This window comes from Pseudomonas sp. GW822-FHT02E03 (assembly GCF_058802325.1).
Genome location: NZ_JBXAOA010000001.1, coordinates 152,482 through 166,238, shown reverse-complemented (window position 1 = coordinate 166,238; position 13,757 = coordinate 152,482). Strand labels below are relative to the sequence as shown.

Annotated in this window: 21 protein-coding genes and 1 pseudogene; 6 read left to right on the top strand and 16 right to left on the bottom strand. The window is 55.8% G+C overall.

Translation table 11 applies throughout. The features are described 5' to 3' along the window. Positions 1-165: 165 nt before the first annotated feature. From AC1RQB_RS00835 to AC1RQB_RS00825, 3 genes are read right to left on the bottom strand one after another with little or no spacing between them, the layout of a single operon-like run. The gene (locus AC1RQB_RS00835) at positions 166-651 is read right to left on the bottom strand and encodes an adenosine-specific kinase (protein WP_063343138.1); all 486 of its coding nucleotides are present in this window, start codon (positions 649-651) and stop codon (positions 166-168) included. 47 nt (positions 652-698) lie between these two features. Further along, positions 699-1,202 (bottom strand): SLATT domain-containing protein, encoded by a 504-nt coding sequence (locus AC1RQB_RS00830; RefSeq protein WP_008075107.1) that lies wholly within the window; start codon positions 1,200-1,202, stop codon positions 699-701. Between the two features lie 57 nt (positions 1,203-1,259). Next, positions 1,260-1,832 (bottom strand): thioesterase family protein, encoded by a 573-nt coding sequence (locus AC1RQB_RS00825; protein WP_008075105.1) that lies wholly within the window; start codon positions 1,830-1,832, stop codon positions 1,260-1,262. Between the two features lie 240 nt (positions 1,833-2,072). Here AC1RQB_RS00825 and yfcF point away from each other — a divergent pair, with 240 nt between their 5' ends. Further along, positions 2,073-2,705 carry a glutathione transferase gene (gene yfcF, locus AC1RQB_RS00820; protein ID WP_063343139.1) on the top strand — a complete coding sequence of 211 codons (633 nt, stop codon included), beginning with the start codon at positions 2,073-2,075 and terminating at the stop codon, positions 2,703-2,705. A gap of 15 nt (positions 2,706-2,720) precedes the next feature. Here yfcF and AC1RQB_RS00815 read toward each other — a convergent pair whose 3' ends face one another. Beyond that, positions 2,721-3,518, bottom strand: a complete 798-nt coding sequence (locus AC1RQB_RS00815) for an alpha/beta fold hydrolase (protein ID WP_063343140.1) — start codon at positions 3,516-3,518, stop codon at positions 2,721-2,723. Between the two features lie 133 nt (positions 3,519-3,651). Between AC1RQB_RS00815 and AC1RQB_RS00810 the strand changes: the two genes are divergently transcribed. After that, positions 3,652-4,041: a c-type cytochrome gene (locus AC1RQB_RS00810; RefSeq protein WP_008075099.1), complete on the top strand. Its 390-nt coding sequence runs from the start codon at positions 3,652-3,654 to the stop codon at positions 4,039-4,041. A gap of 130 nt (positions 4,042-4,171) precedes the next feature. Then, positions 4,172-4,507, top strand: a complete 336-nt coding sequence (locus tag AC1RQB_RS00805; RefSeq protein ID WP_008075098.1) for a hypothetical protein — start codon at positions 4,172-4,174, stop codon at positions 4,505-4,507. A 173-nt stretch (positions 4,508-4,680) separates the two neighbouring features. Here the strand turns inward: AC1RQB_RS00805 and AC1RQB_RS00800 are convergent, their stop codons facing one another. The 7 genes from AC1RQB_RS00800 to AC1RQB_RS00770 form a co-directional block, all read right to left on the bottom strand. Further along, entirely contained in the window at positions 4,681-4,986 is a 306-nt protein-coding gene (locus tag AC1RQB_RS00800; RefSeq protein ID WP_063343141.1) for a hypothetical protein, read from the bottom strand. A 126-nt stretch (positions 4,987-5,112) separates the two neighbouring features. Next, entirely contained in the window at positions 5,113-5,364 is a 252-nt protein-coding gene (locus AC1RQB_RS00795; RefSeq protein WP_063343142.1) for a hypothetical protein, read from the bottom strand. Further along, a complete protein-coding gene (locus tag AC1RQB_RS00790) occupies positions 5,361-5,840 on the bottom strand; it encodes a hypothetical protein (protein WP_063343143.1) in 480 nt (159 codons plus the stop codon). Before AC1RQB_RS00790 ends, AC1RQB_RS00795 begins: the two co-directional genes overlap by 4 nt. A gap of 209 nt (positions 5,841-6,049) precedes the next feature. After that, positions 6,050-6,529 (bottom strand): YbaK/prolyl-tRNA synthetase associated domain-containing protein, encoded by a 480-nt coding sequence (locus AC1RQB_RS00785; protein ID WP_008074055.1) that lies wholly within the window; start codon positions 6,527-6,529, stop codon positions 6,050-6,052. Between the two features lie 16 nt (positions 6,530-6,545). Beyond that, positions 6,546-7,304 carry a sulfite exporter TauE/SafE family protein gene (locus AC1RQB_RS00780; RefSeq protein ID WP_008074054.1) on the bottom strand — a complete coding sequence of 253 codons (759 nt, stop codon included), beginning with the start codon at positions 7,302-7,304 and terminating at the stop codon, positions 6,546-6,548. Positions 7,305-7,427: 123 nt separating this feature from the next. Beyond that, complete coding sequence (locus AC1RQB_RS00775) at positions 7,428-7,715, bottom strand: hypothetical protein (protein WP_241824480.1); 288 nt, start codon at positions 7,713-7,715, stop codon at positions 7,428-7,430. Positions 7,716-8,063: 348 nt separating this feature from the next. Beyond that, positions 8,064-8,357, bottom strand: coding sequence for a DUF3077 domain-containing protein (locus tag AC1RQB_RS00770; RefSeq protein ID WP_063343145.1), 294 nt, complete (start codon positions 8,355-8,357; stop codon positions 8,064-8,066). A 106-nt stretch (positions 8,358-8,463) separates the two neighbouring features. Here AC1RQB_RS00770 and AC1RQB_RS00765 point away from each other — a divergent pair, with 106 nt between their 5' ends. From AC1RQB_RS00765 to AC1RQB_RS00755, 3 genes and pseudogenes are all read left to right on the top strand, one after another. Continuing rightward, the gene (locus tag AC1RQB_RS00765; RefSeq protein WP_063343146.1) at positions 8,464-9,393 is read left to right on the top strand and encodes a LysR family transcriptional regulator; all 930 of its coding nucleotides are present in this window, start codon (positions 8,464-8,466) and stop codon (positions 9,391-9,393) included. Positions 9,394-9,714: 321 nt separating this feature from the next. After that, positions 9,715-10,191 carry a VOC family protein gene (locus AC1RQB_RS00760; protein WP_063343148.1) on the top strand — a complete coding sequence of 159 codons (477 nt, stop codon included), beginning with the start codon at positions 9,715-9,717 and terminating at the stop codon, positions 10,189-10,191. Between the two features lie 121 nt (positions 10,192-10,312). Next, positions 10,313-10,447, top strand: a pseudogene (locus tag AC1RQB_RS00755) (LysE family translocator); the annotation flags it as partial. 101 nt (positions 10,448-10,548) lie between these two features. Here the strand turns inward: AC1RQB_RS00755 and AC1RQB_RS00750 are convergent. The 5 genes from AC1RQB_RS00750 to AC1RQB_RS00730 form a co-directional block, all read right to left on the bottom strand. Further along, positions 10,549-11,103: a lipid-binding SYLF domain-containing protein gene (locus tag AC1RQB_RS00750; protein ID WP_008074049.1), complete on the bottom strand. Its 555-nt coding sequence runs from the start codon at positions 11,101-11,103 to the stop codon at positions 10,549-10,551. A gap of 258 nt (positions 11,104-11,361) precedes the next feature. Next, a complete protein-coding gene (locus AC1RQB_RS00745) occupies positions 11,362-11,862 on the bottom strand; it encodes a GNAT family N-acetyltransferase (RefSeq protein WP_063343150.1) in 501 nt (166 codons plus the stop codon). A gap of 48 nt (positions 11,863-11,910) precedes the next feature. Then, positions 11,911-12,231, bottom strand: coding sequence for an isochorismate lyase (locus tag AC1RQB_RS00740; protein WP_063343151.1), 321 nt, complete (start codon positions 12,229-12,231; stop codon positions 11,911-11,913). 125 nt (positions 12,232-12,356) lie between these two features. Beyond that, positions 12,357-12,875: a cysteine hydrolase family protein gene (locus AC1RQB_RS00735; protein WP_063343152.1), complete on the bottom strand. Its 519-nt coding sequence runs from the start codon at positions 12,873-12,875 to the stop codon at positions 12,357-12,359. Positions 12,876-13,179: 304 nt separating this feature from the next. Continuing rightward, entirely contained in the window at positions 13,180-13,722 is a 543-nt protein-coding gene (locus AC1RQB_RS00730) for a histidine phosphatase family protein (protein WP_063343153.1), read from the bottom strand. Positions 13,723-13,757 lie beyond the last annotated feature (35 nt).

Genomic DNA, 13,757 nt, shown 5'->3' with positions numbered 1-13,757 from the left:
CATCAGTCATACCTGCCTTTGTGGCGAGCGAGCTTGCTCGCGTTGGGCTGCGCAGCGGCCCCAAAAAATCTGACAACTATTGCCGATTTTTGTGAGTGCTACGCACTCAAGCGGGAGCAAGCTCCCTCGCCACAGGTTTCTCACTGACTCAAAACCAGAATCGAATCACAACTTGTAGCCGATCTGCCGCAACAGATTCTTGCGCCACAGAATGTCTTCATCACCTTCAATGTCTTTGGCACAAAAGCCATCCACCACGCCCAGAATCGCTCGCCCCTGTTCCGTCTCAGCAACAATCACTTCAGTCGGATTGGCCGTTGCACAAAAAATACGGCACACCTCTGGCACCATTTTGACGGTGTTCAATACGTTCAGCGGATAGAAACCGTCGCCCAGGAAAATGATGAAGCTATGGCCCGCGGCAATGGCTTGCGCGTTTTTCTGCGCAAGTTCGATCATGGCGGTATCGGTGCCGGACCATCGCACCAGGCATTTGCCGGAGGCTTCACAAAAGGCCACGCCGAACTGAATACCTGGCACGGCGCTGACCAACGCTTCATGAATATCCTCGACGGACTTGATGAAATGCGTCTGGCCCAAAATGAAGTTCGTCTCTTGCGGCTTGTCGATTTTCAACGTGATGAGTTGCATTGCAAACGCCTCCTTTCACGATGCTGCGGGCCAAGTCTGGCCGTTGATCAAGCCGGGACGGTGTCTTGCCCCGCTGGCGGTGGCTCTGTGTAGACGCGAACATCCCCCAGTCTCCTTATCGTCGACTTGGGCAAGGTCGGCGCATCAAGCAGAATCGAATCAATGCGCTTGCGGATGTCCAAAACGATTGGGCCCAGGATCGCTTCGTCTTTGCCGCTGGCGATTTCGTCCTGAATCTCACGCGATATCGCCCCGAGTTTCTCGGCGGTGTCTTTGTGCCCGGCAGCCCGGGTATCAAAGTTCAGGAAGGTCTGAACCGAACTCAACACCAGGGTCAGGAGTGACAGGACGCCGGCTACGTATTGGAGCCATACGGGCGAGGAGTCACTGATTGAGCCAAAGACGCTGGCGCTGACGATCGCCGACAGCACCACGCAGGGGATACCCAGTTTCCAGCTGAATTTCTCGAAATCCCGGGCACTGATTTCGTGTTCAATCTGCAACCGAACGATCATGCGATTCCATTTGGTCAGTAGCTCGAGCCGGCTCATGGTTGCAGTCCTTGGCAGGGGGATTCAGAGGAATATTAGCTTCTATTTGGCCGCCTGTTAGGGTTCGGAGACAGGATGAAGCTGAGGCGCCAGGCCTTCTTCCTCTCGGAGCTGGCGGCTCATATCGTCGCAGCTTTGCGACCAGGTAGTCAGCCACGGCGACATCTCGGGTGACTGTTCAGCCAATCCCAGCTCCCGGACAAACTCGGCAGGTGCGACCGTGCCTTTGGCCGCGCGGAACAGGCCCCGCATGATGACGACGCCAACTACCCGTCCTTTGCTCACGAAGCGGTGTTCCATAAAGCTCCACTTATCGTCCCAGCCGAGTATGCGGGTATGAATCTCAAACGATTCGAACAGCTTCAGCTCCCGCCGAAACTTGCCCCAGGTATCCCCAACGATCGGCACCGCCCTGTGACGCAGGGCTACGCGGTAGGCTCCGCTGCGCAGGACGAAGTCCATGCGGCCTATGTCGGCCATAGTGAAATAACGGCCATTGGTGACGTGCCGGTTGAGGTCAAGATCGAGCGGCCAGACGCGCATGCGGATGACGGTAGTGGCCAGTCCATCAACCGGCTTGCGCCATGGACGACGAAACAGCATCAGGAACAGTCGAAACCAGAGATTCATAAGGATGCCGAGGGTTGAGTAGATAGGTGCACTTTAGGGCGGGGAATGCGAGCGAGATAGGTGCACAAATGACTTTTTTCATGTGAAAAGCGCAATTGGATCATTCATGCGCCGGGGCAGTATTTCAGCGGCTGCCCGCCAACCAGATATTCCGCTCAGGAATGCCCCCATAAAAATCATGCATTTTCTTTATGGCATTGGATCTCGTAGCGTGTCTGCTCACCCTATGGAGATGTCCTCGTGAATGATTCCCGCCTGCGCCTGTACGTTGATGCTCAATTCACCAGCCCCTATGCCATGTCGGTTTTCGTGGCACTTCGCGAAAAGGGCATCGAATTCGAATTGAGCCCGCTGGACCTCGACGCGTTCGAGAACCAGGCAGAAAACTATGCCAGCCTCTCGCTGACCCAGCGTGTACCGACGCTGGTGCATGGCGATTTTGCCTTGTCTGAATCATCGGCGATCATTGAATACCTGGAAGACGTTTTTCCTCAGGCGCCGGTTTACCCGCAAGAACTGAGGCAGCGCGCGAGGGCACGACAAATCCAGGCGTGGCTGCGCAGTGACCTGCTGCCCATCCGGCAGGAACGTTCCACACTGGTGGTGTTTTATGGCCTCAAATCAGCGCCCTTGTCGCCCGCTGCCGAATCGGCCACGCGCAAGCTGATCGATGCCGCACAAGCGCTACTGGCTGACGGTCGCGAGTATTTGTTCGGGCAATGGTCGATCGCCGATGTGGATCTGGCCTTGATGCTCAACCGCCTGATACTCAACGGCGACGTCGTGCCATCCGCGTTGGTGGAATACGCGCAGCGTCAATGGCAGCGGCCTACGGTGCAGGAGTGGGTCAAACTGCAACGTCCTGCGTTGTAGCGGTGTGACGTCAGGTCAAATGCGCTCAATAAACTGCACGATGACCTGATTGACGACCTCAGGATGCGTAATCGGCCCCATATGACCGAGCCCCTCGAGTTCCACCACTTCAACGTTCGGCAGTGCGCCGGTCAGCAGCCGCGCCACTGCCCGTGAGGATGCAGGCGAATCCTTGCCGACCATGAAAAGCACGGGCAGGTTGAGCGAGCGGAACGCCTGTAATGGCGTCGGCTCGTTCAACAGCGCGTGAGCCCAGCCCTGCACATTGGCCACCGCGGCGGCGATGGAAGGCTTGCGTTGTTCCGGGGTTTGCTCCCAGGCCCCGGCACCCATCCAGTAATCAATGAAGTGCCGGGCCGCTGCGTCCAGGTTACCCGCCTCAACTGCCAGCCCGGCGTTTGCGACGACTTCACGAATGGCATCCGCCTCGTTGGGTGGCGGCGATTCAGCCTCGAGCAGGGCAAACAAGGTGGGCTCATACAAAGCCAGGGCGCGCACCCGGCCGGGGTTCTGCAACGCCGCGATCAACGCCACCGCGCCACCATAAGAATGACCGATCAGAATGAGCGGTTCGCCGGCACGGGCGAGTACCGGTTCGGCGAAGCGAGCTTCTTCACTGAGGGTGACGATTCGATCGGTGGGCCACGCCGGGCTCTTGCCGGCGCCAAACGAATCGAGCGCCAGAACCCGAAACTTTGCGGCCAGGTGATCTTGCAGTCCACGCCATTGCACCGAGTGACTCGCATTGGCGTGAAAGCAGACAACGCCCGGGCCTACGCCAGCGTCCCGATAAAAGGGTTCGACGGGTTTCATTCTGGCTCTCCTGCAACGACGTTAAAGGGACGAAGAGGGTTATAGATTAACTTCAAGGCTTCGGTGTAGCAGCCAGTCATGATGAAATAGCCGCCCGTTTTTGTTGTCAGCAACAGCTGATTTGGAGCACCACATGAAAAACGCCGCCGTCCTTACCTTCGCCTTGATGCTCAATACCGGGTTATTCAGCATGCAAGCCGAAGCGGCGGGGGATGCTGAAGCCGGTCAGAAACTATTTAACCGTATCTGCGGCGGCTGTCATCAAGTAGGGACTTCGGCACGGGGTTCTTTTGGTCCGCAACTCAATGCCATCTTCGGACGTCCTGCGGGAAGCACGACGGACTACCAGTACTCAACCGCGATGAAATCATCAGGCCTCATCTGGACTCGCGAAACACTTACCGCCTACATCGAAGCGCCAAAAGAAGTAGTCCCCGGAACCCGAATGATTTTCTGGGGCCTGAGCGATCCGCAGAAGATCGAAAACCTGTTGGCCTACCTTCAGACATTTCAGCCGCAGTAATCGGTGTCTTATCAACCCGTTTTTGGATACCGCATAAAGTCTGTGTAAGTGATATCAATGAGCCACTTCATCCGTTAAAGTATGCGCCGCCCGAGAGACGGATCCCGGGTATTTCTAATGGAGTGACTCAGTGAATTACCTCAGCAAAGTTGTTGCCGTAGCCCTGTTCGGTCTGGTTCTGGCGGGTTGCACCGGCACCCCGATGAAGACTCAGCAGTACGACAGCAACCAGTACACCGTTGTCGGCCACAGTCAAGCGACCGCCACTGGCCTCCTGCTGTTTGGCCTCATCCCGATCCAGCAGAACAACCGTTTCATTCGCGCTCAGAACGCCGCGATCAAGGCCCGTGGCGGCGACGCGATGATCAACACCCAAGTGCAGGAAAACTGGTTCTGGGCTTGGGCTCTGACCGGTTACACCACCACAATCTCCGGTGATGTGATCAAGCTGAAAACCGCTCAGTAAGCGACAGGCTCTGCCTTTGTGGCGAGCGAGTTTGGGGCGAGCGAGCTTGCTCGCGCCGGGCTGCGTAGCGGCCCCAAAAAATCCGACAGCAACTGCCGATTTTTGTGAGCGCGTTATGCACTCAAGCGGGCGCAAGCTCGCTCGCCACAGGTTTCCCTCTCATTGATCGCACCTCACCCCCAGGCTTTTCCGAGCTCCTCCAGACCCGCGTTTTGCAGTTCCAGCGGGCTCATGACTACTCGGAATTTGCAGTTGGCCTGGAAGTTGAGAAAGAAGGGTTCCGCATAGCCGGGTATTTCGGAAGGGTCTTCTATATCAATCAGAAAAATCCCACTTCGCATTCCATCCTGCTCAGTGAAATAAGCCGACTCCGGCTTAATGGTTTCCAGAACGCGGTTCATGACTTCGCCGACCTTCCCCGACCTGACAAGCGCGTTGAAAGGCTCGTGGGGAAACTCGACCATCAGTAGCATTTTCATTATTCGATACTCTGTTGAGGTGGCGTGCTCCTTACCCGGATCCTTACTCCTGACGATGATGCCGCAAGCCGGGCGTTCAGCCGTGCCAGCGGTGGTGTGTGGTTAAGAATAGCGAAGGGTTCGAGGCTACCGGGGCAGAGTTACGGACGGTCGTTCTTGATGATTCAGTGGCGAGGCCTCGAAGCCGATAATGCCCAACTGTTTCTGGCCAGCGCGGAGCGGCACCTGGGCTTTCGTATAGATGTCATCTCTGGGCATGCTCGAGTACCAGCGCTGACCATCTTTAATGATCCCGTCGAGCACTAAAAACGCATGAAAAAACCCGGCTGATGAGGCCGGGTTTTTTGGTTGAGTGTTGCGATAAAACCACTCATTCATGCCGCACGATTCTGAATCAGACGATCCGAACCACCTTCAGCAACGCGGTTCTCGATCAGACGATCCGAACCACCTTCAGCGACGCGGTTCTCGATCAAACGATCCGAACCACCTTCAGCAACGCGATTCTCGATCAGACGATCCGAACCACCTTCAGCGACGCGGTTCTCGATCAGACGATCCGAACCACCTTCAGCGACGCGGTTTTCGATCAGACGGTCCGAACCACCTTCAGCGACGCGATTCTCGATCAGACGATCCGAACCACCTTCAGCAACGCGGTTCTCGATCAAACGATCCGAACCACCTTCAGCGACGCGGTTCTCGATCAGACGATCCGAACCACCTTCAGCGACGCGACTTTCGATCAGACGATCCGAGCCGCCTTCAGCGACAACCGGGTGAGTAGAAGACGCGGCAAAAGCGTTAACTGCAAAAACCGAGAAAGCGATACTGAGGATGATTTGGCGTTTCATGATGGTGTGCTCCGGGGTGTTATTGGTTGGGTATGGAGCGGATGTTACGCCGAGGATTTTTTATGAGAACTTCATTGACGTGATGGTGACTATCGATGCCAGCAATGGTTGAAACGTAGTGGGCAAGTGGCGCGTCCACACCGAGGCACGCCGGCGCCATGAGCGCCCCCTTGCTTGAGCGGCATTCTCCCCACGCGGTAGCGGTGTGCTCAGGCCTGGCTGATATCCAGCAACCGAGGCTTGGCAATCGCCAGATAATCCTGCGTATCGAGCACCATCGACGCATCCAGCCGACCAGCATTGAAGGCGATTTCGCTGTAGCCGGTGGTCAGGGCCGGATCAACGATCAATTGAATCCGCTCATCGAAGACGAAAGGAGGGATGGCGCCGATCCGGCACCCGGTCAGTTCCATGGCGGTTTCGGCCTTCACCAGTTCGGCTTTTTTCCCGCCGAGGGCCGCACCGACCTTCTTCATGTCGAGCTTCTGGTCTCCTGGCAGAATCACCAGAGCATACGGTTCGGCCTGACCCTTGAGCGAGCAGAGCATGGCCTTCGCACCTTGGCCGGGCTCGGTGCCACGGATTTCGGCGACCCGCGCCGACTGGCCCTCGGCATCGTGCATCAATACCCGGTAAGAGGCTGCGCGGGCATCGAGTAGCGCCACTAGGCGATCGAACATGGGATGCATGTGATTTTCCTCAGGTTTACAGGAACAGGTCGTAGGACAGTTTGCTGATCAGAATCACCAGCAACACCAGGAACAGAGCCCGGACAAAAGGCACGCCTTTATGAACCGCCAGCCAGGTGCCGGTCAGCGCGCCCAGGATGTTGAATGCCGCCATGGGGATTGCGATCAGGTAGAGCACGTTACCCGTCGGGATGAAGAATATCAGCGCCGCTACGTTGGTCGCGATGTTCACCAGCTTGGCCGACGCCGAGGCATGAAGGAAGTCGAAGGCGAAGCAGCGGATAAACAGGAAGATCAGGAAGCTGCCAGTGCCGGGACCGAACAGTCCGTCGTAGAAGCCGATGGCACCGCCGATGACGATCGCCAGCAGTTTTTCCCTGGTACCGATGTGCATGGGTTTGTGCAGGGCGCCGAAGTCCTTTTTCCAGAAGGTGTAGATCGCCATCAGCACGATCAACACCAGCACCGCCGGCCGGATCATCGACTGGGGTACGAACGACACCGTGGCCGCTCCGAAGAAGGCCATGACAAAGGCCGCACAGGCGGCGGGGATCACCAAGCCCCAGTTGATCACCACTTTGCGCACGAAGGACCGGGCCGCGAAGGCGGTGCCGCAGGCTGCCGCGACTTTATTGGTACCGAGCAGCGCCGCCGGTTGTGCCGTGGGCAGCACGTTGAACAGCGCGGGTATCTGGATCAGTCCGCCGCCGCCCACCGCCGCATCGATCAGGCCGGCGGCGAAGGCGAACACGCAAAGGATGACAATATCGACCATGAAATCAGGCTCTGACGATGAAGGAGGGGGCAGCGACTTCTATGTGTTTAAAAGCATCGGCCCAAGTCATGGTCGGTTGCTCATACTCCCGTAAAGCCTCAATTGAGTAGTCGAGAGGTTGGATCAATCGTTCTGCTCCTTAATCAAAGTGAACCAGACCACGCCAACGCCACGGATCGTTGCCATATTTCGGGCAAAGCGCCCATCGGCGCTGCAGCGCATTGCGCGAAGCTCGTGCCCAAACTGCCGCGATAGCAGCTCGACGCTTTGCTGATTGACGAAAATTTTGTTATCGGCGAGTACCAACGCCTTGATTGCAACTCCCGCCTCACGCATGTCGCGAGTCAGGGCATTGAAGGCCGCCAGCTTTGCAGAAAACTCTTCGGTGAGAATGCTCAACGGATCAGACACTTGTGCGCCTACCATGTACAGAGCGGCCCACACATGAATTTGCGGTATTTCCTGTCGGGTCAAAGTCGCTGTTTTTTCCTAGCCATTCACGAACTTCCTCACCGATACCCGCGGCGGATTTCCCGACTATTCCATCCAGCTTCGACATGTCCTGCTCGGCTAATTAAACAGTCCTACGCTGCTTTTTGTGTTTGGCTTTCGCTTGTGCTGCTTTCTGTACGGCGGCAGGGTCATAGTCAATGTCTAGCCCCCCATTTTGGGTTTGGCCGCACTGGCACCATGGGGAGTGACCCCCATGGCGATCTGGATCCCCCGAAAACGCAGGGCTCATATCAGGGTTAATTGGTGTTAAATCTCGGCTTCATCCTTCGTCCGAGCAGGTCTCGGTATAACCGACTTCACCACATCATCAATCACCGCCTTACCCATTGCCGTTAAATAATGCGTGGCCCATGCATGTCGGTCGGTATCTCTTGCGAAAGCTGCGTCTTCTGCAAATGCCTTGGCTAGGAACAGCAGATCAGAAGCCGTTTCCAATGCTTCGTTGACGGGCACGCCGGCGCTGACATGGAACAGCGGGTTTTCTGAGCAGTAAATACAGGGGGTGACGCCGATGGTTTTTGCTTCTGCTTGTTCGGTCATTTTTTGCTCCTGTTGCCTACATCCGTGTGGGTGGAACGGGAAGGTTAACGGAAGGGCCTTTTTTGTGTTGCAATGCCACGTTGTGAAAAGTGCAATGAGGTGGTCAATGGCATTGAATATGTTGGGGGAACTAGAAGCCTTCGCGACGGTGGCTCGCAAGCGCAGTTTCGTCGCGGCGGCACGTACTCTGGGACGCTCCCCCAGCGCGCTGACCCGCGCCGTTCAAGCTCTGGAGGAAAGTGTCGGGGTCAAGTTGTTCAATCGCTCGTCCAATGCCGTGAGCTTGACCGAAGCGGGTGAGCGCTTGATGCCTCACGCTTACAAAATGCTGGATCTGCAACGTGAGGCGGATGAAGACCTGGCCGGCCTCAGCGGCCTGGCCTATGGCTGGATCCGCTTTTCCGCCCCCGAGTTTCTCGGCCACGGGGTATTGCCCCGGTTGATCGCGCAGTACAGCGAGCGTTATCCAGACGTGAACGTCGATGTGATTTTCACTGATGAGCTCATCGACCCGGCCAAGAGCAAGCTGGACTTCTCGATTCGCGGCGCGTTTGCGCAATCCAGTGACCTGATCGGCTATCCGCTCTGGAATTATTCACGCTACCTGTATGCCAGCCCCGGGTATCTGGAGCGGCGCGGGATGCCCGACTCCATCGAGGCGCTGGAGGCGCACTCGCTGATCCTGCATACGGCGCCGCGGATTCTCAAGGAGTGGAATTTTCGCAGCGAGGAGCAGGCCATCAGCTTTCGGGTTCATCCAAAGTTTCGTTTCAGCTCCGGTTCGGCAGTGTTCCAGGCGGCGCTGGCGGGCGTCGGGATCGCCCGCCTGGCGGACTGGATGGCGGAGCCCGAAGTGGAAGCGGGGCGTCTGCTGCGGGTCTGTCCCGAGTACAAACTCACCTCCAGCGGCGGTGAAAGCCCGCAGATGCACGCGGTGTACCCGGCCGGGAATCTGCCGCTGCGGGTGAAGTCGTTGTTGGATGTGATCCGTGGTTTTGGCGACAGCCTTGGTCGAAAGCATGCGGTGACGCTTTAGTCGGCTGGACTGCAAGGCACCTTGAACTGAATGACCGTTTTTGGCCGATTCTGTTGAAAAAGTCGGCCATGGTTTCCATGGTAGAAAAGTACACGCTTGAGATTGAAATCTTTACTTTGAGTAGAGGATTCCGGGCTCAGATTTCGCGTAGCTGTGCGCAAGAAGGCTTTTTTCAGCAGTCAGTATGCGAGCAGTCCGGAAGGACCGACTTTTTCAACAGAATCGACCGAATGCAGACATCAGTAGCTATCGCAAAGGTTAGCGAATCAGAATACCCGGACTGACAGCAAACCAATCGTATGTCTGAAAAGGGTGAGGCCATTGGAATTAAAGTTCAGCCATGTGGATGTTCTCGTCGAAGACCTTGAAGAAGCGTGCAGGTATTACGCCCGAGTCTTCAGCGCCAGGATCTCAAAGACACTTGATTGGCAGCGCGACGGTTTGCATGTGCGCTATGCGATCGTCATGTTTGGAACGGAGCGCCTTATGTTAGTGCAACCGTTTACCGGAAATCTCAAGGCGCTGATGGACTCCAACGGCGAAGGCACGATCTATCGTCACTGCTATTCCACACCAGACATTGAGGCAGCATACGACGAATTGATCGATGCAGGAGTCCAGCCGGAAAATGAGAACGGAAAACCTCTGTCCCGCGATAATCTGCAATCGCCAAGTGGGACACGCATAATTTGGTTACCGAAACGCTTTGGGCATTTTTCTATTGAGCTGCTTGAAGAGAAAGAGCTGGAGGCATTCATCAAGGATGCATTTGCCGAGGAGCCTGCACAAATCTTCTAAACGTCATTTCCATTGCGCGGTAATTTAGTCGTCCGCACAGATAAACGCTGAACCAATGGAGTCTTCCGTGGATAGACGCAACTGGATTGAGCTGTCCCAGGACGCCGATACCGGGGGTGCGCCGCGCATGACCCTGTGGGCGTTGCTCGGCGTGGGCAGTGCCCGGGCTTTTGGTTCGCCGCAGGCATTCAAGCGTATGAACACTGCACTGGCTTGTTTGCTGCTGGTATCGGCCTGGTTAACCGTGCTGGTGTAGGTCGTTGGCTGGGCCGGTCGCTTGAATCAGCTACTGGACCCCACATGGCTTCAAGCGGGCGCATTTATGGATTGGCGCATCCCTGCGCCAAACAACCGGTGTTAGCGCTTGATCAGCGAAATCTTGGTTCCTTCGATGCTGATCCCGGCCATCAACCCCTGCTGGTCGAAAATGAACGCGTAGGCATCGTCCTTCACGGTCGTGCTGGACAGATTCTTCGCCACCCCTTCATCAACCATTACAACGGTGGGTCCTACGCCGACTTCCCAACCCTTGGATTTGCGTATGTAGTCCACGGCTTTGTCGGTCATCAGGAAAACCGCATAGCCATACGACTGGGCACCTGCTTGCAGCCCCCAGGACCCGGTTACGGAGTTGTAATAATTCTCTACTTTCTTGTCCTTCAACAATACGCCTTCGCCATAGCTGCCGCCAAACACAAGGCCCGCCTTGATGATCTTCGGGAAGACAAGAATCGCTTTGGCGTTGTGCGAAATGCTTTCAGCAAATGGTGTGGACTTGTACAGAGTTTGCAACGCTTGCCGAGAGTCGACATCCAGATCCTCGGCGGTTGCCGCGCTAGCAGTGTTCAAGAAGCTGGCCGATGCCAGTGTCGCAAGGACGATCGATAGGAAGAACCGCATTGACTGAGTCATGTTAGTACTCCGATACGGGAGCATTGGATATGAGCAGCAGTCAGCACTTGCCCCTCGGAACAATCCGAGCCTGCTGAAACTATCCGGCGCACCCTAAAATATGTGAGCTACTGACTTCGCCCTTGAATGAGCTCTTTGATCATTGGCGACGTCATCACCTGCTTTGACCTCTGTCTATCAGCCGGGTTCGTCGTCAGAACTGCGATGACCAACTGTAAAAAAAACGGACACCTGACAAGGCGCCCGTTTTTCAATCATCTAAATCGAAAGATCAAACCGATATTCATGCGCTGTCGTTTCTTGCCGGGATAGAGGTTCGATCAAAAAGCCACACCGTTCCAGTACTTTTGCCGAACCAATATTGCCAGCGTATACGTTGGCAACCAGTTGTTTAAGGTTCCAATGCAACTGCGCCTCCTGAATCAAATGCCTCACCGCCAGCGTTGCCAGTCCCCGTCCGCAAGCGCTTTGAGCAATCCGATAGCCAACTTCTGCCGACCGCTCGGACATGTCGATGCCTTTCAGGTTCGCGCGTCCAACAATAGTTCCGCCAGCCTCTTCGAGGACAAATGGGTGCCAGGTTCCGGCGGTAAAACCAGATAAATAAGCCGCGATGTGGTCGGTGACGCCCTGCATCGTGTAAAAAGCAGCATCGCGCGCGTCAATGAAACGCTCAAACCACTCGCGATTGTCCATTTCAAATGCCAACAACGCCTCAGCGTCAGTACTTTGTAGGGTACGAATTCTGACGGGGCTCATAAGGTCGCTTCCCTTTCTGGTAGAACTACTTGGTCGTTGCGCAATGGATCAGTTTTCGGATTGATGAGCCGCCCAGTGTTTCATCTCTTCGGCAATGAAGTGGTTCACCAGGTCGCTGTACATCTTCTCGATGGCATCCGGGCTCAAGCCCTCGGTCTCGGCCCACTCGCGACGTGTCGCCAACATCGCCTTGAAACGCTCCGGAGCACGCACCGAAGTCGCCGAGGTCTTGAACTTCGAGGCAGCCAGCACGTACTGAAAACGCTTTCCCAACAGCTTGATAACGGCGTGATCAAGGGCATCGATTTCGCGTCGGATGTCCTCCATGCCTTCACACTCTGCGGGTTGTAATTGATTGATGACTTCCATGTAAATGACTCCATTTGCTGAAAAAATCGTGGGACTTCGGAAGAGGTATTAGCGGGTTAGGCATTCACTTGAGGGCAGGGTGAGCGAAGCGAACGAGTTGAACCGTCGACGCGTATTTTTGCTGGTTAGAAACGCCATTCCTCAGCGTGAACGACACGACAGAATGGGCCCGCCAGGGTTGCATTGTGATGAGCGACGATATTTTCGGCCTTCAATGCAGGGGTGTCGGTGCAGGTATGAGCATCGGCGATCAGCACTGCATCGAACCCAAGATCTCGTGCGGCGCGGCAGGTGCTGTCGACACAATACTGGGTCTTCATTCCGGCAATAACCACGCCTTGAGATCCACAAGCTTTTAGCTGATCGGCGAGGTCCGTCATGGCGAAAGCGTTGGGTCGGCTTTTTTCGAAGATTACTTCGTCGCCTTGTAGCAGCAGTTCCTGCACCAGTTCTGTCATCGGGCTTCCAGGTTCAATAGGCGAGCCAGGCGGACCTACGTGGCGAGCAAGAAAAATTGGCGCGCCTGCCCTCCGGGCTTTGCTCAACAGACTATTCAAATTGTTTAGCAGCGCTTCGCCAGCCCATGGTTTATCCGGGCCATGAAACAATCCAACCTGCATATCGAGAATTAACAGTGCATACATAGTGCTTTCCTTGCATTTGGGCCAGCGACACAAGGGCAAAAGAAAAGGCCCTGTCCATCGCTGGCGGGCCTTTTGAAGTTCGTGCGTTATTGGCTCACGACACCTCTCACGACCCGCCCTGGGCGGTCGTGGTAGTGGTGGTCGAGGTAATGCGTGGCTGATTCATAAAGTTGACAGTATCTGTACGGTACCCTTGTTGGCAAGAGGGGCGTGACCTGCGTGACGGCTACTTCTTGTATTGATCGTTGAGGTCCGCCTATGGCCCAGAGTGTGTAAAAACGTACGTCGAGGTGATAGGCACCTCTCAAACACCGCCATATTGATACACCGTCGCACTCCAATACTGGCTGCCATTACGTTTTTGCCGAGTCCATCCATCTGCCACCAGTTGTTTGGCGATCATCCGATTCATAAAGCCATGACCGAGCAGCAGAACCGGTCCTTCGCTGGCAAGGGACTGAAGTCGTTGAGCCGCCGTGCTGGCGCGCATCCTCGCAGTGGCGATGGATTCGACGCTGCGTGAGTAACCGCACAACCATAAGACTCGAAGGATAAATGCCCAGGTAAACGGCGATAGCCGTGGCAGTTTCCAGTGACCATAAGGCAGTTGCGCTTCACAGAAAAGTGCGTCGACGAGGGCGGGTTTCAGACCAAGAGCCTGGACGGAAGTCAGCGCACGGGGCGAGTTGCTTGAGACAATCACCGTGGCGGTTGCGGCGAGCTGCATGCTGGCATCCGGGACGGGCTGGCTGGTGATTTCGGACCGGTTGTAGTGTTCGATCCAGTCTTTCATCTCGAGCGCTGACATTTTGTCGGTTGCGACCAACTTTGGTTGGCCGTGCCGCATCAGGATTATTTTCCTGCTCACAGTATGTTTACGTC

Excerpts from the sequence above, each read along its gene's own strand:
- AC1RQB_RS00835 (WP_063343138.1), bottom strand. The coding sequence starts at position 651 with ATGCAACTCATCACGTTGAAAATCGACAAGCCGCAAGAGACGAACTTC.
- AC1RQB_RS00830 (WP_008075107.1), bottom strand. The coding sequence starts at position 1,202 with ATGAGCCGGCTCGAGCTACTGACCAAATGGAATCGCATGATCGTTCGG.
- AC1RQB_RS00825 (WP_008075105.1), bottom strand. The coding sequence starts at position 1,832 with ATGAATCTCTGGTTTCGACTGTTCCTGATGCTGTTTCGTCGTCCATGG.
- AC1RQB_RS00815 (WP_063343140.1), bottom strand. The coding sequence starts at position 3,518 with ATGAAACCCGTCGAACCCTTTTATCGGGACGCTGGCGTAGGCCCGGGC.
- AC1RQB_RS00810 (WP_008075099.1), top strand. The coding sequence starts at position 3,652 with ATGAAAAACGCCGCCGTCCTTACCTTCGCCTTGATGCTCAATACCGGG.
- AC1RQB_RS00800 (WP_063343141.1), bottom strand. The coding sequence starts at position 4,986 with ATGAAAATGCTACTGATGGTCGAGTTTCCCCACGAGCCTTTCAACGCG.
- AC1RQB_RS00795 (WP_063343142.1), bottom strand. The coding sequence starts at position 5,364 with ATGAATGAGTGGTTTTATCGCAACACTCAACCAAAAAACCCGGCCTCA.
- AC1RQB_RS00790 (WP_063343143.1), bottom strand. The coding sequence starts at position 5,840 with ATGAAACGCCAAATCATCCTCAGTATCGCTTTCTCGGTTTTTGCAGTT.
- AC1RQB_RS00785 (WP_008074055.1), bottom strand. The coding sequence starts at position 6,529 with ATGCATCCCATGTTCGATCGCCTAGTGGCGCTACTCGATGCCCGCGCA.
- AC1RQB_RS00780 (WP_008074054.1), bottom strand. The coding sequence starts at position 7,304 with ATGGTCGATATTGTCATCCTTTGCGTGTTCGCCTTCGCCGCCGGCCTG.
- AC1RQB_RS00770 (WP_063343145.1), bottom strand. The coding sequence starts at position 8,357 with ATGACCGAACAAGCAGAAGCAAAAACCATCGGCGTCACCCCCTGTATT.
- AC1RQB_RS00765 (WP_063343146.1), top strand. The coding sequence starts at position 8,464 with ATGGCATTGAATATGTTGGGGGAACTAGAAGCCTTCGCGACGGTGGCT.
- AC1RQB_RS00750 (WP_008074049.1), bottom strand. The coding sequence starts at position 11,103 with ATGACTCAGTCAATGCGGTTCTTCCTATCGATCGTCCTTGCGACACTG.
- AC1RQB_RS00745 (WP_063343150.1), bottom strand. The coding sequence starts at position 11,862 with ATGAGCCCCGTCAGAATTCGTACCCTACAAAGTACTGACGCTGAGGCG.
- AC1RQB_RS00740 (WP_063343151.1), bottom strand. The coding sequence starts at position 12,231 with ATGGAAGTCATCAATCAATTACAACCCGCAGAGTGTGAAGGCATGGAG.
- AC1RQB_RS00735 (WP_063343152.1), bottom strand. The coding sequence starts at position 12,875 with ATGTATGCACTGTTAATTCTCGATATGCAGGTTGGATTGTTTCATGGC.
- AC1RQB_RS00730 (WP_063343153.1), bottom strand. The coding sequence starts at position 13,722 with ATGCGGCACGGCCAACCAAAGTTGGTCGCAACCGACAAAATGTCAGCG.